The organism is Pantoea dispersa, assembly GCF_019890955.1.
Taxonomy (GTDB): domain Bacteria; phylum Pseudomonadota; class Gammaproteobacteria; order Enterobacterales; family Enterobacteriaceae; genus Pantoea; species Pantoea dispersa.
The window spans coordinates 3,418,519-3,440,292 of the sequence record NZ_CP082346.1 but is presented as its reverse complement, the minus strand read 5'-3'; the positions used below and the strand labels follow the sequence as shown (position 1 = coordinate 3,440,292).

The window sequence follows — 21,774 nt, the reverse complement described above, 5'->3', positions numbered from 1 at the left end:
CGATAAAGACAGGGATCTTCTCACCGGCTCGCCAGTCACTCCGCTGTGGCGCAGAACTGGCCTTCCAGGAATGAAAAAAAATGAAGCATTACTCGCGGTTAACCTTCGCTATTTTGATCGAACTGGGGCTCAGCGCCTCACTGCTCTCCGGCAGCGCCTGGGCAGCAGAGACTTCCAGCAAGACGACTTCCAGCAACGCCTCTTCTCCCGACGCCAGCGCGATGGACGGTGGCACCTTAATGGTGACGGCCCAGCAGCAGACGCTGCAGGCACCGGGGGTTTCCACCATCACCGCCGATGAGATCAAAAAGCATCCGCCGGCGCGCGATGTCTCAGAAATTATCCGTACCATGCCGGGGGTTAACCTGACCGGTAACTCGACCAGCGGCCAGCGCGGCAACAACCGTCAGATCGATATTCGCGGCATGGGACCGGAAAATACACTGATCATGGTGGACGGCATGCCGATCACCAGCCGTAACTCAGTGCGTCTCGGCTGGCGCGGTGAGCGTGATACGCGCGGCGATACCAACTGGGTGCCGCCGGAGATGATTGATCACATCGACGTGATTCGCGGGCCGGCCGCGGTGCGCTACGGTAACGGCGCGGCGGGCGGTGTGGTGAACATCATCACCAAAAAGTACAGCGATCAGCAGTGGCACGGTTCGTGGAATACCTACTTCAACGCGCCGGAACACAAATCGGAAGGGGCGACCAAACGCACCAACTTCAGCCTTGAAGGGCCGCTGGGCGACGACTTCAACTTCCGGCTGTATGGCGGCTTAGCCAAAACCCAGGCCGACGCGTACGACATCAATGAAGGGCATGCGGCAGCGCGCACCGGCAGCTATGCTGGCAGCTACCCGGCAGGCCGCGAAGGCTCGGTTAACAAAGATATCAATGCGTTGCTGAGCTGGGCGTTTGCCCCTATGCAGACGCTGGAGCTGCAGGCCGGTTACAGTCGTCAGGGCAACCTGTACGCGGGCGATACGCAGAACACCAACACTAACGCGCTGGTGAAAAGCCTGTACGGCGATGAAACCAACCGTCTGTATCGCCAGAATATTTCACTGAAATGGACCGGCGCGTGGGATAACGGCATCAGCACCAGCAGCTGGGCGCGCTACGAAAAAACCCGCAATACGCGCATCAATGAAGGTCTGGCGGGCGGCACGGAAGGGATCTTCTCCAACAGCGGGTTCAATACCATTCAGCTGGACGACGTGCTGCTGCACAGTGAAATCAGCCTGCCGTTTGAGCTGGGCGTCAATCAGACCGCGACGCTGGGCACCGAGTGGAACCAGCAGCGCATGAAAGATCCTTCGTCGACCACCCAGGCCGCCAGCAACGGCGCTGTGCCAGGCATCGCCAGCACCGGCCGCAGTCCTTATGCCCAGGCGGAGATTTTCTCCCTGTTTGCCGAAGACAACATGGAGCTGACCGACAGCACCATGCTGACGCCGGCGCTGCGCTTCGATCATCACTCCATCGTTGGCAACAACTGGAGCCCGTCGCTTAACCTGTCACAGGGGCTGGGTGATGACTTCACGCTGAAGATGGGGATTGGCCGAGCCTACAAAGCGCCGAGTCTGTACCAGACGAACCCGAACTACCTGCTGTACAGCAACGGCCAGGGCTGCGCCGCCAGCACCGGCGCCTGCTATTTGCAGGGTAATCCGAATCTGAAAGCGGAAAACAGCATCAATAAAGAAGTTGGGCTGGAGTGGAAGCATGAAGGTTATCAGGCCGGTCTGACCTGGTTCCGTAACGATTACCGTAACAAGATTGAAGCCGGCTATGCGCCTTCAGGTAAAGCCTCTAACGGCACCACGGATATCTATCGCTGGGAGAACGTGCCGAAAGCGGTGGTGGAAGGGCTGGAAGGTACGGTCAATGTTCCTTTCTCTGACAGCGTGATGTGGAATAACAACTTCACCTACATGCTGCAGAGCAAGAACAAGGAGACCGGCGATCGTCTGTCGATCATTCCGGAGTATACGCTGAACTCGACGCTGAGCTGGCAGGCAACGCAGGATCTGTCGCTGCAAACCACCCTGACGTGGTACGGCACCCAGACGCCGAAGAAGTACGACTACAAAGGACAGCCGGTGACCGGCAGCGCCACCGACAAAGTGAGCCCGTACTCGATTGTCGGCCTGAGCGGTACTTACGATATTAATAAGTACGCCAGCGTGACGCTGGGCATCGATAACCTGTTCGATAAGCGCCACTTCCGTGAGGGCAATGCGCAAACCACCGGTAACGCCACCACCGGCGCTTATCTCTACGGTGCCGGTGCCAATACCTATAACGAATCAGGCCGTACTTACTATATGAGCCTCAACACCCACTTCTGATGGCGTTCAGCCAATCAGTTGCGTTGGCAAACAGCAGCGGGCGACCAGTCCGCTGCTGTCTTCGCGGTTCACCAGTTCCAGCCTGCCGCGATGCATCTGCACAATACGCAGCACAATGTTCAGGCCCAGGCCGCTGCCGCCATAGCGTTGATCGCGCCGCCGGAACGCCTGCGTCAGCTCTTCTGCCGCATCGGCATCAATACCCGGCCCCTGATCCCACACTTCAACCCAGACCTGCTGTTGCACCTGACGCAGCTTCACCTGCACGCTGCTGCCTTCCGGACTGTAGCGCGACGCGTTCTCCAGCAAATTGCGCAGCATCAGGCGCAGCAGCACCGCTTCACCCTGCTGCGGCACATCGTCGCCGTCTGGCCAGTGCAGCGTCTGCTGACGCTGGGCATACAGTTCAGCCATCTCCGGCATCAGCGGCTGCATGATGTCACGCTGCCACTGCAGCTGCTGATAGTGGCCGCCCGCCAGCGCCTGACCGGCGCGCGACAGCATCAGCAGCTGTTCGACGGTGTGCATCAGCTGGTCGATACGCTCAATCAGCATGGCGCTTTGCGGCACCTGCTGCTGATGCAGAAGCTCAAGATGCAGGCGCAGCCCGGCCAGCGGCGTACGCAGCTCGTGCGCGGCGTCGGCGGTGAATAATCGCTCCTGCTGCAGCGTGTGGTCGAGACGGGAAAACAGCTGGTTGATGGAGGAGGTGACCGCAACGATCTCATCCATCTCGGAGTAAATCGGCAGCGGCGTCAGGTTGTCGGCAGAGCGGTGGGCAAGGCTGTCCTGTAGTGATTTGAGCGGACGGATAATCCAGTTGATGGCCCAGAACGACAGCAGCAGTGTCAGGCTTACCATCACCAGCGAAGGCAGCAACAGCGAAGCGATGGCCTCACGGATCTCATTCTCCACGCGATCGTTACGCGCCTGGGCCGACAGGGTTTCATTGACGAGGAAACTGATCTGTTCGCGGCTTTCATGCCACAGCCAGATGGCGCTCATCACCTGGCAGGTGAGGAGAATCAGCGCCAGCATGATCAGTAACCGCTGACGCATGCTGTTCATTCGCGCAGTTCCAGCCGGTAGCCAACGCCGCGCACGGTTTTGATGCGATCTTTCCCCAGCTTGCGGCGCAGATTATGAATGTGGACTTCTAAAGTGTTGGAGCCGGGATCGTCGTTCCAGCTGTAGAGATCCTGCTGCAGCGTTTCGCGATGCACATTTTGCCCCACGCGCATCAGCAGGCGAGTGAGCAGGGCGAACTCTTTGGGGGTGATCTCCAGCGGCAGATTCTCCAGCAGCACCTGCTGCGAGCTGAGATTGAGCGTCAGATCGCCCTGCTGCAGCAGGTTGTCGCTGTGCCCCTGATAGCGGCGGATCAGCGCGCGCACCCGCGCCTGCAGTTCTGCCAGCGCAAACGGCTTGACCAGGTAATCATCGGCACCGGCGTCCAGCCCGTCGACGCGATCCTCCAGCGCATCGCGCGCGGTCAGGATCAGCACCGGCACCGCGATGCCGTCTCGCCGCCACTGGCGCAGCAGCGTGGCGCCATCGCGATCCGGCAGACCGAGATCCAGCACGATCAGGCTGTACTGGCTACTGCGCAGCAGGGCGTTGCTTTCCGCCGCGCTGCCAGCGCAATCCACGGCGTAGCCCTCGCTGCTCAGCGCCTGCGCCAGGCCCGATTGTAACAACGCATCATCTTCAACGATCAACAGTTTCATTAGTTGTTCTTGTTAATGTCGGTATAGAGCCGGCTCTCAAAGCGCACCAGCGGAATCCGCCGCGTTTTCTGGTCTTCCGGCGGTACCGCATAGCCAGAGAGGAACTGGACAAAGGCCACGCGCGCACCGCTCGACGTGGTGATGAACCCAGCCAGATTATAGACGCCCTGCAGCGAACCGGTTTTTGCCGACACTTTGCCATCCAGCCCCGCTTCGTGCAGACCGCCGCGATACTGCAGCGTGCCGTCATAACCCGCCAGCGGCAGCATCGAAATATAATTCAGCGTGGCGTCATTTTTGGCGATGAACTGCAGCACCTGCATCATGGTATCCGGCGCGATCAGGTCGTGACGCGACAGGCCGGAGCCATCCACCTGAATACTGTTGCCGAGGTCGACGCCGGCTTTTTCGCGCAGCACACGCCTGACCGCATCCGAACCGGCGCGGAAAGTACCCGGCACGTTAAAGTAGTGATGGCCGATGGTGCGGAACACGGTATCAGCGATCATGTTGTCTGACTTTTTCAGCATGGTGTGCAGCAGGTTGTGCAGCGGTGCGGACTGCGTCGAGGCCAGCACCGTACCCGGTGACGTCACCTGCGTCTGGCGCACTAAATGGCCGCTGTAATCAATATCGGCGTCGCGCAGCTGCGCTTTAAGGATCTCGCCGGCCCACGCGGCGCCATCCTGCACGGCAAACGCCAGGGGCAGCGGTTCCGCACGCTGGCGCATACAGCCGGTCAGCGTGTAGCGATTGAGCTCGCCGGGCACCACGTCCAGTTCGCAATACTGCCCGTCACCGCTGTTGCGTCCGATCGTGCGCACCTGGCTGAACATGTGCGCCGGATAGTAAGAGGCGATGCGCACAAAGGCGTTTTCGCCGGGCGTATTGGCACTGTAGAGCGAAACCGAGAAGCAGTTTTTATCAACAATCGCCGCACCTGGCGGGGCGCTGAAGCACTGTGTCAGATCGTTCCACGGCCAGCCTGGCGCCATATCGTGACTGGCGAACACCGAGGTGTCGATCACCAGATTGCCCTTGATATGGTTGATGCCCTGCTTTTTCAGCGCCGCCACCATATTGCGCAGATCCTGGCGGCTAAGCGTCGGATCGCCGGCAAAACGCGCCACAAGGTCGCCATTTAAGGTGCCATCGCTGACCGCGCCTTTGGTCTCCAGCGTGGTCTGAAAACGGAAGTCCGGGCCCAGTTCCAGCAGTGCCGCCAGCGCGGTGATCACTTTCATGGTACTGGCCGGCAACGCCATCTGTTTGCCGTGATAGTCGATTATCGGGGTGGATGCGCCCACTTTTTGTACCATCAGCGCCAGGTTTGCGCCGTCTGGCAAATACTGCATGTATTCTTCAACGGGTGCTGCTTGTGCCTGCAGCATAAACGCACAGGTTAATCCGGTAACAAGTCGTGAAAATCGCATAATCTCGCGGTAACTGACGGGTGAAGGCGTCAATACTATGTCCCCGGACGGTGCAAAGTAAACAATGACCCACAGGGAACTCTGGGGTAAAATACGTATCAAAATGCAAAACCGATACCTGACCCGGAAAGCTTTCCGGGTCAGGATTCTTTTGCTTGTGAAAAGAGGTTACGCGCCGCAGAAGCCGATCTTCTGCTGTCACCGGTCAGGATGACGCCGTTAACCAGGATAGATGACGAGGAGCCAAAATGAATCAGATTCCGATGACGTTGAAAGGCGCTGAGAAGCTGCGTGAAGAGCTGAACGAACTGAAAACCGTTAAGCGTCCGCGCATCATCGCCTCTATCGCCGAAGCCCGTGAGCACGGCGATCTGAAAGAGAATGCCGAATACCACGCTGCGCGCGAAGAACAGGGGTTCTGCGAAGGGCGTATTCAGGAGATCGAAGCCAAGCTCTCCAATGCACAGGTGATTGACGTGACCGCCATGCCGAAAACCGGCCGCGTGATTTTTGGCGCCACCGTCACCGTGCTGAATGTCGATACCGATGAAGAGTTTACTTACCGGATTGTCGGTGACGACGAAGCGGATTTTAAACAGAACCTGATTTCCGTGAATTCGCCGATGGCGCGCGGTCTGGTGGGCAAAGAGGCCGATGACGTGGCTATTGTCAAAACCCCAGGCGGCGATGTGGAATATGAAGTGCTGAAAGTGGAATACATTTAAGATATTGCTACGCTTTGAAATGCGCAGCTGCATATTGTAAAGAAAGGAAAAAGGCCGCGCTGCGGCCTTTTATCCCATGCAGGAGCATGGCACTTTCTCTGCCCGTCGGACGAGCCGTAACGGTACGCTTAACGTGGCAGAGTAATTTTGCGCTCTTTGGCAGGGCGATACAGCACCAGCACGTTGCCGATGACCTGAACGTTGTTTGCCTTAGTTTCACGCACGATAGCGTCCACGATCAGCTGCTTGGTTTCACGATCTTCCGAGGCAATTTTTACCTTGATCAATTCGTGATGTTCGAGCGCCTGTTCGATCTCGGCGAGCACGCCTTCAGTCAGGCCATTGCCGCCCAGCATGACCACTGGCTTCAGTGGATGGGCAAGGCCTTTCAGGTGCTGTTTTTGTTTGGTACTCAGATTCATCGTATTTTTTGCTTACTCAGGGATTGAAAACGGTTCATTCTACCGCCATCTCGGGTATATCGCCAAATCAACGCGACCCATTGCGTGCTGATTTATCGCTACGATGACGATTTAACTGGAAATATTATGACGGGTAAAAAGCGTTCAGCCAGTTCCAGTCGCTGGCTTCAGGAACACTTTAGCGATAAATATGTGCAACAGGCACAGAAAAAAGGGTTGCGCTCGCGCGCCTGGTTTAAACTGGATGAAATTCAGCAGGGTGACAAGCTGTTCAAACCCGGTATGACCGTGGTTGACCTGGGCGCTGCGCCCGGCGGCTGGTCGCAATATGTGGTACAACAGATTGGTTCGGGTGGCCGTATTATTGCCTGCGATCTGCTGCCGATGGATCCCATCGTCGGCGTTGACTTCCTGCAGGGCGATTTTCGCGACGAAGCGGTGTTGAAAGCGTTACTGGAGCGCGTGGGCGACCAGAAAGTGCAGGTGGTGATGTCGGACATGGCGCCGAACATGAGCGGTACGCCTGCGGTCGATATCCCGCGTTCCATGTATTTAGTTGAACTGGCGTTAGAAATGTGTCGGGATGTACTGGCACCTGGCGGCAGTTTTGTAGTGAAAGTGTTTCAGGGAGATGGCTTCGATGAATACCTGCGGGAAATTCGCTCCCTGTTTACGAAAGTGAAAATTCGTAAGCCGGACGCTTCGCGATCACGTTCGCGCGAAGTGTACATTGTGGCGACAGGGCGCAAACTGTAGCCCTCCATACCGGAATCAAAGCAAGGCGAAACGGCGTTTATTCTGATGCGTAATTCTGAGTTTCAGGCTAAACAGGCAAAATCATCAGCGCCGCGATTCCAGGTATGAAGGATATATAGTACCCTACGCTGTCTGTTAACACCGTTGTAATATGAGGTTAATCCCTTGAGTGACATGGCGAAAAACCTGATTCTCTGGTTAGTCATCGCGGTCGTGCTGATGTCAGTATTCCAGAGCTTTGGGCCCAGCGAGTCGAATGGCCGTAGGGTTGATTATTCAACCTTCCTGTCGGAAGTGAACCAGGATCAGGTCCGCGAGGCACGTATTAACGGGCGTGAGATCAACGTAACCAAAAAAGACAGTAATAAATACACGACCTACATTCCTGTCAACGATCCCAAGTTACTCGATAACCTGTTGACCAAAAACGTCAAAGTTGTGGGTGAACCACCGGAAGAGCCGAGCCTGCTGGCTTCTATCTTCATCTCCTGGTTCCCGATGCTGCTACTGATTGGCGTGTGGATCTTCTTTATGCGGCAGATGCAGGGCGGCGGCGGCAAGGGCGCGATGTCCTTCGGCAAGAGCAAAGCCCGTATGCTGACCGAAGACCAGATTAAAACCACCTTTGCTGACGTTGCGGGTTGCGACGAAGCAAAAGAAGAGGTGGGTGAGCTGGTGGAATACCTGCGTGAGCCGAGCCGCTTCCAGAAGCTGGGCGGTAAAATCCCGAAAGGCGTGCTGATGGTGGGCCCTCCGGGTACCGGTAAAACGCTGCTGGCGAAAGCGATTGCTGGCGAAGCGAAAGTACCGTTCTTCACGATTTCCGGTTCTGACTTCGTAGAAATGTTCGTCGGTGTCGGTGCATCACGTGTGCGCGACATGTTCGAGCAGGCGAAGAAAGCGGCACCGTGCATCATCTTTATTGATGAGATCGATGCGGTGGGTCGTCAGCGTGGTGCCGGTTTAGGCGGTGGTCACGACGAACGTGAGCAGACGCTGAACCAGATGCTGGTTGAGATGGATGGCTTCGAAGGCAATGAAGGCATCATCGTTATCGCCGCGACTAACCGTCCGGACGTACTGGACCCGGCGCTGCTGCGTCCAGGCCGTTTTGACCGCCAGGTGGTGGTAGGTCTGCCAGACGTGCGCGGCCGTGAACAGATTCTGAAAGTGCATATGCGTCGCGTGCCGCTGGCAACCGACATTGATGCTGCGATTATCGCACGTGGTACGCCGGGCTTCTCCGGTGCGGACCTGGCGAACCTGGTCAACGAAGCGGCGCTGTTCGCTGCGCGTGGCAACAAGCGCGTGGTGTCGATGGTCGAGTTCGAGAAAGCGAAGGACAAAATCATGATGGGTGCGGAACGTCGCTCCATGGTGATGACGGAAGCGCAGAAAGAATCCACCGCGTATCACGAAGCGGGCCATGCGATTATTGGTCGCCTGGTGCCGGAACACGATCCGGTGCATAAAGTGACGATTATCCCGCGCGGCCGTGCGCTGGGTGTGACCTTCTTCCTGCCTGAAGGCGACGCGATCAGCGCCAGCCGTCAGAAGCTGGAGAGCCAGATTTCAACGCTGTACGGCGGCCGTCTGGCAGAAGAGATCATCTACGGGGCGGAACACGTTTCAACCGGTGCTTCAAACGACATCAAAGTGGCGACCAACCTGGCGCGCAACATGGTGACGCAGTGGGGCTTCTCGGAAAAACTCGGTCCGCTGCTGTATGCGGAAGAGGACGGTGAAGTGTTCCTCGGTCGTTCAGTGGCGAAAGCCAAACACATGTCGGACGAAACGGCACGCATCATCGACCAGGAAGTTAAACACCTGATCGACAGCAACTACCAGCGTGCACGCCGTATTCTGGGTGAGAACATGGACATCCTTCACGCGATGAAAGACGCGCTGATGAAGTATGAAACCATCGACGCACCGCAGATCGACGACCTGATGGCGCGCCGCGAAGTGCGTCCGCCAGCAGGCTGGGAAGATCCAGGCAGCAACAACTCTGACAGCAACGGTACGCCAAAGGCGCCACGTCCGGTTGATGAACCGCGTACGCCAAACCCAGGCAACACCATGTCAGAACAGTTCGACAAGTAACAGGCCTGTTCCTAAGCAAAAACCCCGGCTGGTCCGGGGTTTTTTACATTCCACAATCCAGTGATTCCTCAGGGAGATTTTCGCCATGAAGTTGTACGCCCGTGATACCCATCTCGATCTGTCGTTTCCCCATGTGATGGGAATTTTAAATGTCACGCCGGACTCCTTTTCTGATGGCGGAACGCACAACACGCTGGTCGACGCGCTCACGCACACCAACGAGATGGTGAATGCCGGTGCCACGATTATCGATGTGGGCGGCGAATCAACCCGTCCCGGTGCTGATGAGGTCTCGGTGGAAGAGGAACTGGCGCGGGTGATCCCGGTGGTGGAAGCCATTGCGCAGCGCTTTGAAGTGTGGATTTCAGTTGATACCTCAAAAGCAGAAGTGATCCGCGAAGCCGCGCGAGTGGGCGCTCACATCATTAACGATATCCGCTCGCTGTCCGAGCCCGGTGCGTTACAGGCCGCCGCAGAGACCGGTCTGCCGGTATGCCTGATGCACATGCAGGGCGAACCGCGCACCATGCAGCAGGCACCGGAATACCAGCACATCGTAAGCGAAGTGGACGCTTACTTCGCCGCGCAGATCGCCCGCTGTGAAGCGGCCGGCATTAAAAAAGAGCGTCTGCTGCTCGACCCGGGCTTCGGTTTCGGTAAGAATCTCAGCCACAATTATGAGCTGCTGGCGCATCTCAGTGATTTTCACCATCACGGTCTGCCGCTGCTGGTGGGCATGTCGCGTAAGTCGATGATTGGCCAGCTGTTAAACGTCGGCCCGGCACAGCGCCTGACCGGCAGCCTGAGCTGCGCGGTGATCGCCGCCATGCAGGGCGCGCAGATTATTCGCGTGCATGACGTTAAAGAAACTGTCGAAGCGATGCGCATCGTCGAGGCGACACGGAGAGCAAAAGGATAAAGGCATGAGCGATCGTAAATATTTCGGTACGGATGGGATTCGCGGCAAAGTGGGTGAAGCGCCCATTACCCCGGACTTTGTGTTGAAGCTGGGTTTTGCTGCCGGCAAAGTGCTGGCCCGTTCCGGCTCGCGCAAAGTATTGATTGGTAAAGATACACGGATTTCCGGCTACATGCTGGAATCGGCGCTGGAAGCCGGTCTGGCGGCTGCCGGGCTGTCTGCCGCGTTCACCGGCCCGATGCCCACGCCGGCCATTGCCTACCTGACGCGCACTTTCCGCGCCGAGGCGGGCATCGTGATCTCCGCGTCGCACAACCCGTTTGACGACAACGGCATCAAATTCTTCTCTGCCGAAGGCACCAAACTGCCGGACGACGTCGAAGCCGCCATTGAGCTGGAGCTGGAGAAGCCGCTGACCTGCGTCGAGTCCGCTGAGCTGGGCCGCGCCAGCCGTATCGTCGATGCCGCCGGGCGTTACATTGAGTTCTGCAAAGGCACTTTTCCCAGCGAGCTGAGCCTGAACGGGCTGAAGATCGTGGTGGACTGTGCCAACGGCGCGACCTATCACATCGCGCCGAATGTGCTGCGTGAACTGGGTGCGAAGGTGATTGCGATTGGCGTGCAGCCGGACGGCATGAACATCAACAAAGAGTGCGGCGCTACCGATTTGCGTCAGCTGCAGCAGCGCGTGCTGGATGAAAAAGCCGATCTCGGCCTGGCCTATGACGGCGACGGCGACCGCATCATGATGGTGGATCACCTTGGACAGAAGGTGGATGGCGACCAGATTCTCTACATCATTGCGCGTGAAGCGCTGCGTCAGGGCCAGCTGCGTGGCGGCGTGGTCGGCACGCTGATGAGCAACATGGGACTGGAGCTGGCGCTGAAACAGCTGGGGATTCCGTTTACCCGCGCCAAAGTGGGCGACCGTTATGTGCTGGAAAAAATGCAGGAGAAGGGCTGGCGCATGGGCGCGGAGAACTCCGGCCACGTGATCCTGCTGGATAAAATCAGCACCGGTGACGGCATCGTAGCAAGTTTGCAAGTACTTACTGCGATTGTGCGTAACCACATGAGTCTGCACGATCTGTGCAGCGGCATGAAGATGCTGCCACAAGTGCTGGTGAATGTGCGTTTCAGCGGCAGCCACGATCCGCTGGAGAGCGACAGCGTCAAAGCGGCTGCCGCAGAGGTGGAAAAAACGCTGGCCGGGCGCGGGCGCGTGCTGTTGCGTAAATCCGGCACCGAGCCGCTGATTCGCGTGATGGTGGAAGGCGAGGATGAGGCGCAGGTGACCGAGCTGGCGCACAAAATTGCCGATGCGGTAAAAGCGGTTTAACCGCGTTACGGGCGGTCAGTTTGCTGCTTTCCGCCTGTAAAATCACCGGGATGGCGCTTTTTTCCGCAATCGCAAAACTTCATGTAAATTGCGCTTGCAGAGGTATGCGCCTTTGGTTAGTATTCACACCCGCTTCTGATGGGTGATGACGAGACTCCCCGTCAATATTGGTTGAAGCTTTAACTGTGCGGATAACGCGCAAGGAAACAGGTTGATTATGTACGAAGCTCTGTTGGTTGTTTTCCTTATTGTAGCGATTGGCCTCGTTGGTCTGATCATGCTGCAGCAAGGCAAAGGCGCTGATATGGGAGCCTCATTCGGTGCAGGCGCTTCTGGTACGCTGTTCGGTTCAACCGGGTCTGGTAACTTTATGACTCGCATGACCGCCGTACTGGCTACGCTGTTCTTCATTATCAGTCTGATTCTGGGCAATCTGAACAGTAACAAGACTTCCAAAGGAAGCGAGTGGGAAAACCTCAGCGCGCCGGCTCAGTCTCAACAGCAGACTCAGCCAGCTAAACCGGCCACGCCGGGCAATGATATCCCGCAGTAAGATCGTCAGCGCTAAAGCGACATCGTATCGTCGCAGTCAGTGAAGTGCCGAGGTGGTGGAATTGGTAGACACGCTACCTTGAGGTGGTAGTGCCCGATTGGGCTTACGGGTTCAAGTCCCGTCCTCGGTACCAAATCTCAGTATAACTTGCATTTTTCGCAAGATCGGCGTAATATTCGCCACGTTTTCGGACGCGGGGTGGAGCAGCCTGGTAGCTCGTCGGGCTCATAACCCGAAGGTCGTCGGTTCAAATCCGGCCCCCGCAACCACTTTCCCTTAGAGTTCTTTTTCAAATATACTGTATGCATCGACGGACGCATCCGCAGTCAGTTTTGAAAAAAATTCTGCTGGATGGTGTGCCGAAGCCGCATCGCGGCATACAGGGTCCAGTCACAAAAAGCCCCGAATTTTCGGGGTTTTTTGTTATCAGGAAATCGTAACACTGGGCTTTAGGCCCTTTTTTTATGTCTTGGGGGTGGGCTTGTCCACATTAGAGCAAAAGTTGACAGAGTTGATCTCTGCTCCGGTAGAAGCGCTTGGCTACGAATTGGTCGGTATCGAGTTCATTCGTGGTCGCACATCAACCTTGCGCATCTATATTGATAGTGAAGAGGGTATCAATGTTGATGATTGCGCCGATGTTAGCCACCAGGTCAGCGCTGTAATGGATGTGGAAGATCCTATTACGGTGGCTTACAACCTTGAAGTTTCCTCACCGGGTCTCGATCGCCCTCTGTTCACCGCGGAGCACTATGCGCGTTTCGCTGGCGAAGAGGTGAGCCTGGTACTGCGTATGGCCGTGCAGAACCGCCGTAAATGGCAGGGCATCATCAAGTCTGTCGAAGGCGAGATGATCACGGTAACCGTTGAGGGTAACGATGAAGTGTTCGCGCTGAGCAACATTCAGAAAGCGAACCTGGTCCCCCACTTTTAAAAGTCCGGATTGAGGCTAACCAGGATGAACAAAGAGATCTTAGCTGTAGTAGAAGCCGTTTCTAACGAAAAAGCCCTGCCGCGTGAGAAAATCTTCGAAGCGCTGGAGAGCGCTTTGGCCACTGCGACCAAGAAGAAGTATGAGCAGGAAATCGACGTGCGCGTCAGCATTGACCGTCGCAGTGGCGATTTCGACACCTTCCGTCGCTGGGTGGTTGTAGAAGAAGTCACGCAGCCAACGCGCGAGATCACGCTGGAAGCAGCACGCTTTGAAGATGAAGCCTTCAATCTGGGCGATTATGTTGAAGATCAGATCGAATCTGTCACCTTCGACCGTATCACCACGCAGACCGCGAAACAGGTTATCGTCCAGAAAGTGCGTGAAGCCGAGCGCGCGATGGTGGTCGATCAGTTCCGCGAGCAGGAAGGCGAAATCATCACCGGCGTGGTGAAGAAAGTGAATCGCGACAACATTTCACTGGATCTCGGCAACAACGCCGAAGCGGTGATTGTGCGTGAAGACATGCTGCCGCGTGAAAACTTCCGCCCGGGTGACCGTATTCGCGGCGTGCTGTATGCCGTGCGTCCGGAAGCGCGTGGTGCGCAACTGTTCGTTACCCGCTCCAAACCAGAGATGCTGATCGAACTGTTCCGCATTGAAGTGCCGGAGATTGGCGAAGAAGTTATCGAGATCAAAGCGGCAGCGCGCGATCCGGGTTCACGCGCCAAAATTGCGGTAAAAACTAACGACAAACGTATCGATCCGGTCGGTGCCTGCGTCGGTATGCGCGGTGCGCGCGTGCAGGCGGTGTCCAGCGAGCTGGGCGGCGAGCGTATTGATATCGTGCTGTGGGACGACAACCCGGCACAGTTCGTGATTAACGCCATGGCACCTGCCGATGTGGCGTCAATTGTGGTGGATGAAGACAATCACACCATGGATATCGCTGTTGAAGCCGGCAATCTGGCTCAGGCGATTGGCCGTAATGGCCAAAACGTGCGTCTGGCATCCCAGCTGAGCGGCTGGGAGCTGAACGTGATGACCGTCGATGATCTGCAGGCGAAGCATCAGGCCGAAGCCCATGCAGCGATCGATATGTTCACTAAATATCTCGACATCGACGAAGAGTTCGCCACCGTTCTGGTGGAAGAGGGCTTCTCTTCGCTGGAAGAATTGGCTTACGTGCCAATCAACGAGCTGCTGGAAATCGACGGCCTCGACGAAGAGACCATTGAAGCCCTGCGTGAACGAGCAAAAAATGCGTTAACCACCCTGGCATTAGCGAAAGAAGAGAGCCTTGGTAATCAGGAACCTGCTGAGGACCTGCTGAATCTTGAAGGCCTGGATCGTGCGCTGGCGTATCGCCTGGCGTCAAAAGGCGTTTGCACGCTGGAAGATCTCGCTGAGCAAGGTGTTGACGATCTGACAGATATTGAAGGGCTGGATGATGAGAAAGCCGGTGCGCTGATTATGGCTGCACGTAATATCTGCTGGTTCGGCGATGACGCGTAATAACAGGAAGGAACAGCATGACAGATGTAACCGTAAAATCGCTGGCCGCCGAAATTCAGACTCCGGTCGATCGCCTGGTACAGCAATTTGCTGATGCAGGGATCCGTAAGTCTGAAAACGACGCCGTATCCCAGCAAGAGAAAGAGACCTTACTGTCCCACCTGAATCGTGAGCACGGTCAGACCGGTTCAGGCAAACTGACGTTGCAGCGCAAAACGCGCAGCACCTTGAATATTCCAGGCACCGGGGGTAAAAGTAAGTCGGTGCAAATCGAAGTCCGCAAAAAGCGCACATACGTGAAAGGTGATGCCGACGCTGAGCAAGCTCAGGCGGAAGCAGAAGCCGAGGCGCAGCGTGAAGCGGAAGAGCAGGCGCGTCGCGAGGCTGAAGAACAAGCCCGTCGCGAAGCTGAACAAAAAGCGCAACGTGAAGCCGAAGAGAAAGCCAAGCGCGAAGCCGCTGACAAGGCTAAGCGTGAAGCAGCGGAAAATGAGAAAGTGACTAATCAACCTACCGACGAAATGACCAAGGCTGCGCAATCTGACAAAGCCCGTCGTGAAGCTGAAGCCGCCGAACTGAAGCGTAAAGCGGAAGAAGAAGCGCGCCGTAAGCTGGAAGAGAATGCGCGCCGCGCGGCGGAAGAAGCCCGTCGTCTGGCCGAAGAGAAAGCCGCTGAATGGGAAAAACCAGAGGAAGAAGATAAGGGCGACTATCACGTCACCACTTCAACTCATGCCCGTCAGGCAGAAGACGAAAACGATCGCGAAGTCGAAGGCGGTCGTGGTCGCACCCGCACCACCAAGGCAGCGCGTCCGGCCAAAAAAGGCAACAAGCACTCTGAAGCCAAAACTGACCGTGAAGAAGCGCGTGCTCAGGTACGCGGCGGTAAAGGTGGCAAACATCGTAAACCAAGCACGCTGCAGCAGGGCTTCAACAAACCTGCTCAGGCGGTGAACCGTGACGTCATCATTGGCGAAACCATCACCGTTGCCGAACTGGCCAACAAAATGGCGGTGAAAGGCTCGCTGGTTATTAAAGCGATGATGAAGATGGGTGCCATGGCGACCATCAACCAGGTTATCGACCAGGAAACCGCCCAGCTGGTGGCCGAAGAGATGGGTCACAAAGTGATCCTGCGCCGCGAGAACGAGCTGGAAGAAGCGGTAATGGACGATCGTGATACCGATGCTGCGCAGGAAAGCCGTGCGCCGGTCGTGACCATCATGGGTCACGTTGACCACGGTAAAACCTCGCTGCTGGACTACATCCGCTCCACCAAAGTCGCCTCCGGCGAAGCGGGCGGGATTACCCAGCACATCGGTGCGTATCACGTTGAAACCGATAACGGCATGATCACCTTCCTCGACACCCCGGGCCACGCCGCGTTTACCGCAATGCGTGCACGTGGTGCGCAGGCCACGGATATCGTTATCCTGGTGGTGGCGGCGGACGATGGCGTGATGCCACAAACCGTCGAAGCTATCCAGCACGCGAAAGCGGCCGGTGTGCCGGTGGTCGTGGCCGTGAACAAGATCGACAAGCCAGAAGCCGATCCGGATCGCGTGAAGAACGAGCTGACCCAGTACGGTATCATTCCGGAAGAGTGGGGCGGCGAGAACATGTTCGTTAACGTCTCGGCGAAAGCCGGTACCGGCATCGACGACCTGCTGAACGCGATTCTGCTGCAGGCGGAAGTACTGGAGCTGACTGCGATTCGTCAGGGTATGGCGAGCGGTGTGGTGATCGAATCGTTCCTCGACAAAGGTCGTGGTCCGGTAGCAACCGTGCTGGTGCGTGAAGGTACGTTGAACAAGGGCGATATCGTACTGTGCGGCTTCGAATACGGCCGTGTGCGTGCGATGCGTGACGAACTGGGTCGCGAAGTGCTGGAAGCGGGTCCATCGATTCCGGTGGAAATCCTCGGTCTGTCCGGTGTGCCGGCAGCGGGTGACGAAGCGACCGTGGTGCGTGACGAGAAGAAAGCGCGTGAAGTGGCGCTGTATCGTCAGGGCAAATTCCGCGAAGTCAAACTGGCGCGTCAGCAGAAGTCCAAGCTGGAAAACATGTTTGCCAACATGACCGAAGGCGAAGTGTCCGAGCTGAACATCGTCCTGAAGTCCGACGTACAGGGTTCTGTGGAAGCGATCTCCGACTCACTGCTGAAACTCTCCACCGACGAAGTGAAGGTGAAGATTATCGGTTCTGGCGTGGGCGGTATTACCGAAACCGACGCCACCCTGGCCGCTGCGTCCAACGCAATCATCCTCGGCTTCAACGTGCGTGCTGATGCCTCTGCGCGTCGCGTGATTGACGCTGAAAACGTTGACCTGCGCTACTACTCCGTCATCTATAACCTGATTGACGAAGTGAAAGCAGCCATGAGCGGCATGCTGGCACCGGAGTTCAAACAGCAGATTATCGGTCTGGCCGAAGTCCGTGACGTGTTCAAGTCACCGAAATTTGGCGCGATTGCCGGCTGTATGGTCACCGAAGGCAACATCAAACGTCACAACCCGATCCGCGTACTGCGCGACAACGTGGTTATCTATGAAGGCGAGCTGGAATCTCTGCGTCGCTTCAAAGATGACGTCAACGAAGTGCGTAACGGCATGGAGTGTGGTATCGGCGTGAAGAACTACAACGACGTTCGCGTTGGCGATATGATCGAAGTGTTCGAAGTGATTGAAGTTAAACGCACCATCGAGTAATTGCTGGTCGATGTGATGCAATTTGGGAGGCCTCTGGCCTCCCGAATTATTTGGGAGAAATAGTATGGCGAAAGAGTTTGGTCGCCCACAGCGCGTGGCGCAGGAGTTGCAGAAAGAGATTGCGATCATCCTGCAGCGCGAAATCAAAGACCCGCGTCTGGGTATGATGGTCACCGTGTCTGGCGTTGAGGTGTCACGCGATCTGGCGTATGCCAAAGTGTTCGTGACCTTCCTGAACGACCAGGATGAAGAAGCGGTGAAAAACGGCCTCAAAGCGCTGAAAGAAGCGTCTGGCTACATCCGTATTCTGCTCGGTAAAGCGATGCGTCTGCGCATCGTGCCGGAGCTGACCTTCTTCTACGATAACTCGCTGATTGAAGGGATGCGCATGTCGAATCTGGTGTCTAACGTGATCAGAAACGATGCTGAGCGACGGGGTGAAAGCCCGGCGGAAGACGACAAGGAGGACTGATGAGTCGTCCTCGTCGCCGTGGTCGTGATGTCCACGGTGTTTTCCTGCTGGATAAACACCAGGGCGCATCCTCCAATGATGTGCTGCAAAAAGTAAAACGCCTGTTTAACGCTAACAAGGCAGGCCATACCGGCGCGCTCGATCCGCTGGCCACCGGTATGCTGCCGATTTGTCTCGGCGAAGCCACCAAGTTTTCCCGCTATCTGCTGGATTCGGACAAGCGTTACCGCGTGATTGCCCGTCTGGGCCAGCGCACCGATACCTCCGATGCGGACGGCAATATCGTCGAAACGCGGCCGGTGACCTTCAGCCAGGCTGAGCTGGACGCCGCGCTGGAGAGCTTTCGCGGCGAGACGCTGCAGGTGCCCACCATGTTCTCGGCGCTCAAGTATCAGGGCCGCAAGCTGTACGAATATGCGCGCGAAGGCATCACCGTGCCGCGTGAAGCGCGACCGATTACCGTGTTTGAACTGCAGTTTATTCGCTGGCAGGCCGACGAGCTGGAGCTGGAAATCCATGTTTCCAAAGGCACCTACATTCGCACCATCATTGACGATTTAGGTGAGAAGCTCGGCTGCGGTGCACACGTGATCATGCTGCGCCGTCTGCAGGTGGCTCGCTACCCGATTGCGCGCATGATGACGCTGGAACAGCTGCAGGCGCTGGCGGCGCAGGTTAATGCGGCGGAAACGCCGGATTACGCACCGCTGGACGCGTTGCTGTTGCCGATGGACAGCCCGGCGGAAGATTTTCCAGCGGTCAATCTGCCCACGCCGGTCGCGGCCTGGTTCAAACAGGGCATGCCGGTCCAGGCGGAAAACGCGCCGGCCAGCGGGCTGGTGCGGGTGACCGAAGGTGAGCAGCAGAAATTTATCGGCATGGCGGAAATCGTCGACGATGGTCGCGTGGCTCCGCGTCGTCTGGTGGTGGAGTTTGCCGACTGACCGCGTATTACCGCTGGCCGTTACAGCGCATTTGCGTTGCTACCGGGCGAAGAGTAGAATAGCGCGGCTTTAAAAGCGGGCTGCTGAATTAGAGATCGGCACCCATACATTCATTTTTTACTGGAGTTTATTATGTCTCTAAGCGTAGAAGCTAAAGCAGAGATCGTTGCTAAATACGGTCGTGGCGCTAACGACAGCGGTTCAACTGAAGTTCAGGTTGCTCTGCTGACTGCTCAGATTAACCACCTGCAGGGTCACTTCTCTGAGCACAAGAAAGACCACCACAGCCGTCGCGGTCTGCTGCGCATGGTATCCCAGCGTCGTAAGCTGCTGGACTACCTGAAGCGTAAAGACGTTGCACGTTACACCAGCCTGATCGAAAGCCTGGGTCTGCGTCGCTAAGTCTGAAGAATCTGATCAACGATGTAGCGCATGCAGTATGCAAAAAACCGCATCTGGCGATCAGATTTGTGCGAGTTTCGCGAAAAGGGGGCCTTTATGGCCCCTTTTTTCGAGCAATCCGCAGCAATCCGGACCAAACTCATGTATTGTTGCTGAGAGTGATCTTTGCTTGCAGAGGTTCGCGCGGCTAATGAGAGGCTTTACCGCAGGGGCGGTTAAGGGTTGTCATTAGTCGCGAGGATGCAACTAAAGATCGGTAATCCCCGGCGGGCCGAGCAGGCTTTGCCACGAATTTAAGGACTTAAATTTTGCTGAACCCGATCGTACGCAAATTCCAATATGGTCAGCATACCGTCACGCTGGAAACCGGCATGATGGCGCGCCAGGCCACCGCAGCAGTAATGGTAAGCATGGACGACACCGCGGTATTCGTTACCGTCGTGGGCCAGAAAAAAGCTAAAGCCGGTCAGGACTTCTTCCCTCTGACGGTGAACTACCAGGAGCGTACTTACGCCGCTGGCCGTATTCCGGGCAGCTTCTTCCGTCGTGAAGGCCGTCCAAGCGAAGGCGAAACCCTGATTGCGCGTCTGATTGACCGCCCGGTGCGTCCGCTGTTTCCGGAAGGTTTTGTTAACGAAGTACAGGTTATCGCGACTGTGGTATCTGTGAACCCGCAGGTTAACCCGGACATCGTTGCGATGATCGGTGCTTCTGCTGCGCTGTCACTGTCTGGCATTCCGTTCAACGGCCCAATCGGTGCGGCACGCGTCGGTTACATCAACGATCAGTACGTGCTGAACCCAACCGCGGATGAGATCAAACAGTCTCGTCTGGATCTGGTGGTTGCCGGTACGCAGAATGCAGTGCTGATGGTGGAATCTGAAGCGGACATCCTGACCGAAGACCAGATGCTGGGTGCTGTGGTGTTCGGCCACGACCAGCAGCAGGTTGTAATTGAAAACATCAATGCGCTGGTGGCTGAAGCAGGCAAACCACGCTGGGACTGGCAGCCAGAGCCGGCGAACGATGCGCTGATCGCACGCGTTGCCGCCCTGGCCGAAGCGCGCATCAGCGATGCTTACCGTATCACTGACAAGCAGGAGCGCTATGCGCAGGTTGGCGTCATCAAAGACGAAACCATCGCCGCACTGCTGGCTGAAGACGAAACGCTGGATGATGCCGAAATCGGTGACATCGTACACAGCCTGGAAAAGAACGTGGTGCGTACCCGTATCCTGAACGGCGAACCGCGTATCGATGGCCGTGAAAAAGATATGATCCGTGGTCTGGACGTGCGCACTGGCGTACTGCCGCGTACCCACGGTTCTGCGCTGTTTACCCGTGGTGAAACGCAGGCGCTGGTCGCTGCCACCCTCGGTACCGCGCGTGACGCACAGAATCTCGATGAGCTGATGGGCGAGCGTACTGACAGCTTCCTGTTCCACTACAACTTCCCTCCGTACTCCGTGGGCGAAACCGGTATGGTTGGCTCACCGAAGCGTCGTGAAATTGGTCACGGCCGTCTGGCGAAGCGTGGCGTGCTGGCAGTAATGCCTAAACAGGATGCGTTCCCGTACACCGTGCGCGTCGTGTCTGAAATCACCGAATCGAACGGTTCTTCTTCTATGGCTTCCGTGTGCGGTGCATCGCTGGCACTGATGGACGCTGGCGTACCGATCAAAGCGGCCGTTGCCGGTATCGCGATGGGTCTGGTGAAAGAAGACGAGAAGTTCGTGGTGCTGTCTGACATCCTCGGCGACGAAGATCACCTCGGCGATATGGACTTCAAAGTAGCCGGTAGCCGTGAAGGTATCACCGCGCTGCAGATGGACATCAAAATTGAAGGTATCACCCGTGAAATCATGCAGGTGGCACTGAACCAGGCCAAGGGTGCGCGTCTGCACATTCTGAGCGTGATGGAACAGGCGATTAGCACGCCGCGTCAGGAGATCTCCGAGTTCGCGCCGCGTATCTATACCATCAAGATCAACTCAGACAAGATCAAAGACGTCATCGGTAAAGGCGGTTCGGTTATCCGTGCGCTGACCGAAGAGACCGGCACCACCATCGAAATCGAAGATGATGGCACCGTGAAGATCGCAGCGACCGACGGCCTGAAAGCCAAAGAAGCGATTCGTCGCATCGAAGAGATCACCGCTGAGATCGAAGTGGGCCGTATCTACGCCGGTAAAGTGACCCGTATCGTTGATTTCGGTGCTTTCGTGGCGATCGGCGGCGGTAAAGAAGGTCTGGTACACATTTCTCAGATCGCCGACAAGCGCGTAGAGAAAGTGACCGATTACCTGCAGATGGGTCAGGAAGTGCCAGTTAAAGTGATGGAAGTGGATCGTCAGGGTCGCGTTCGTCTCAGCATCAAAGAAGCGACAGAGCAGAAGCCAGCAGAAGAAACCGCTGCGGTGACGACGCCTGACGCCGAGTAAGCGTTTTTCCTGATCAGCCGCTCCCTG

Annotated in this window: 18 protein-coding genes and 2 tRNA genes; 16 read left to right on the top strand and 4 right to left on the bottom strand. The window is 56.7% G+C overall.

Going from position 1 to position 21,774, the window contains the following annotated elements; translation table 11 throughout:
• Positions 1-80: 80 nt before the first annotated feature.
• Complete coding sequence (locus tag K7H94_RS16130) at positions 81-2,357, top strand: TonB-dependent siderophore receptor (protein WP_058770686.1); 2,277 nt, start codon at positions 81-83, stop codon at positions 2,355-2,357.
• Between the two features lie 6 nt (positions 2,358-2,363).
• Here the strand turns inward: K7H94_RS16130 and pmrB are convergent, their stop codons facing one another.
• Genes pmrB through dacB form a run of 3 tightly spaced genes read right to left on the bottom strand, consistent with a single transcriptional unit; the run spans position 2,364 to position 5,517 of the window.
• Positions 2,364-3,425, bottom strand: a complete 1,062-nt coding sequence (gene pmrB, locus K7H94_RS16125) for a two-component system sensor histidine kinase PmrB (protein ID WP_021507712.1) — start codon at positions 3,423-3,425, stop codon at positions 2,364-2,366.
• Complete coding sequence (gene pmrA, locus K7H94_RS16120) at positions 3,422-4,084, bottom strand: two-component system response regulator PmrA (RefSeq protein ID WP_021507711.1); 663 nt, start codon at positions 4,082-4,084, stop codon at positions 3,422-3,424. Before pmrA ends, pmrB begins: the two co-directional genes overlap by 4 nt.
• Positions 4,084-5,517 (bottom strand): serine-type D-Ala-D-Ala carboxypeptidase, encoded by a 1,434-nt coding sequence (gene dacB, locus K7H94_RS16115; RefSeq protein WP_031279733.1) that lies wholly within the window; start codon positions 5,515-5,517, stop codon positions 4,084-4,086. Before dacB ends, pmrA begins: the two co-directional genes overlap by 1 nt.
• A 248-nt stretch (positions 5,518-5,765) precedes the next feature.
• Between dacB and greA the strand changes: the two genes are divergently transcribed.
• Entirely contained in the window at positions 5,766-6,242 is a 477-nt protein-coding gene (greA, locus tag K7H94_RS16110) for a transcription elongation factor GreA (RefSeq protein ID WP_021507709.1), read from the top strand.
• Positions 6,243-6,370: 128 nt separating this feature from the next.
• On the opposite strand, the gene yhbY is transcribed toward greA, so the two are convergent.
• Positions 6,371-6,664 carry a ribosome assembly RNA-binding protein YhbY gene (gene yhbY / locus K7H94_RS16105; RefSeq protein ID WP_010617345.1) on the bottom strand — a complete coding sequence of 98 codons (294 nt, stop codon included), beginning with the start codon at positions 6,662-6,664 and terminating at the stop codon, positions 6,371-6,373.
• A 126-nt stretch (positions 6,665-6,790) separates the two neighbouring features.
• On the opposite strand from yhbY, the gene rlmE reads away from it, so the two are divergent.
• The 14 genes from rlmE to pnp all read left to right on the top strand — a co-directional run bounded on the left by rlmE (position 6,791) and on the right by pnp (position 21,747).
• Positions 6,791-7,420 carry a 23S rRNA (uridine(2552)-2'-O)-methyltransferase RlmE gene (rlmE, locus tag K7H94_RS16100; protein WP_021507708.1) on the top strand — a complete coding sequence of 210 codons (630 nt, stop codon included), beginning with the start codon at positions 6,791-6,793 and terminating at the stop codon, positions 7,418-7,420.
• A gap of 174 nt (positions 7,421-7,594) precedes the next feature.
• Positions 7,595-9,523 (top strand): ATP-dependent zinc metalloprotease FtsH, encoded by a 1,929-nt coding sequence (ftsH, locus tag K7H94_RS16095; RefSeq protein ID WP_021507707.1) that lies wholly within the window; start codon positions 7,595-7,597, stop codon positions 9,521-9,523.
• An 85-nt stretch (positions 9,524-9,608) separates the two neighbouring features.
• A complete protein-coding gene (gene folP, locus K7H94_RS16090) occupies positions 9,609-10,442 on the top strand; it encodes a dihydropteroate synthase (RefSeq protein WP_058780381.1) in 834 nt (277 codons plus the stop codon).
• Positions 10,443-10,446: 4 nt separating this feature from the next.
• Positions 10,447-11,781 carry a phosphoglucosamine mutase gene (gene glmM, locus K7H94_RS16085; protein WP_021507705.1) on the top strand — a complete coding sequence of 445 codons (1,335 nt, stop codon included), beginning with the start codon at positions 10,447-10,449 and terminating at the stop codon, positions 11,779-11,781.
• Between the two features lie 217 nt (positions 11,782-11,998).
• Positions 11,999-12,334 carry a preprotein translocase subunit SecG gene (gene secG, locus K7H94_RS16080; protein WP_010617340.1) on the top strand — a complete coding sequence of 112 codons (336 nt, stop codon included), beginning with the start codon at positions 11,999-12,001 and terminating at the stop codon, positions 12,332-12,334.
• Positions 12,335-12,380: 46 nt separating this feature from the next.
• A tRNA-Leu gene (locus tag K7H94_RS16075) sits at positions 12,381-12,467 on the top strand.
• A gap of 59 nt (positions 12,468-12,526) precedes the next feature.
• A tRNA-Met gene (locus tag K7H94_RS16070) sits at positions 12,527-12,603 on the top strand.
• Positions 12,604-12,815: 212 nt separating this feature from the next.
• Positions 12,816-13,268: a ribosome maturation factor RimP gene (rimP, locus tag K7H94_RS16065; RefSeq protein ID WP_031279732.1), complete on the top strand. Its 453-nt coding sequence runs from the start codon at positions 12,816-12,818 to the stop codon at positions 13,266-13,268.
• A 24-nt stretch (positions 13,269-13,292) separates the two neighbouring features.
• Positions 13,293-14,780, top strand: coding sequence for a transcription termination factor NusA (gene nusA / locus K7H94_RS16060; RefSeq protein WP_222951336.1), 1,488 nt, complete (start codon positions 13,293-13,295; stop codon positions 14,778-14,780).
• A 17-nt stretch (positions 14,781-14,797) separates the two neighbouring features.
• Entirely contained in the window at positions 14,798-17,488 is a 2,691-nt protein-coding gene (gene infB / locus K7H94_RS16055; protein WP_021507702.1) for a translation initiation factor IF-2, read from the top strand.
• Positions 17,489-17,552: 64 nt separating this feature from the next.
• A complete protein-coding gene (rbfA, locus tag K7H94_RS16050; RefSeq protein WP_021507701.1) occupies positions 17,553-17,960 on the top strand; it encodes a 30S ribosome-binding factor RbfA in 408 nt (135 codons plus the stop codon).
• Positions 17,960-18,904, top strand: a complete 945-nt coding sequence (gene truB / locus K7H94_RS16045; RefSeq protein ID WP_150059189.1) for a tRNA pseudouridine(55) synthase TruB — start codon at positions 17,960-17,962, stop codon at positions 18,902-18,904. The genes rbfA and truB overlap by 1 nt, the downstream gene beginning before the upstream one ends.
• A 132-nt stretch (positions 18,905-19,036) precedes the next feature.
• Positions 19,037-19,306: a 30S ribosomal protein S15 gene (rpsO, locus tag K7H94_RS16040; protein WP_010615981.1), complete on the top strand. Its 270-nt coding sequence runs from the start codon at positions 19,037-19,039 to the stop codon at positions 19,304-19,306.
• 308 nt (positions 19,307-19,614) lie between these two features.
• A complete protein-coding gene (gene pnp / locus K7H94_RS16035; RefSeq protein WP_058770684.1) occupies positions 19,615-21,747 on the top strand; it encodes a polyribonucleotide nucleotidyltransferase in 2,133 nt (710 codons plus the stop codon).
• Positions 21,748-21,774: the final 27 nt, after the last annotated feature.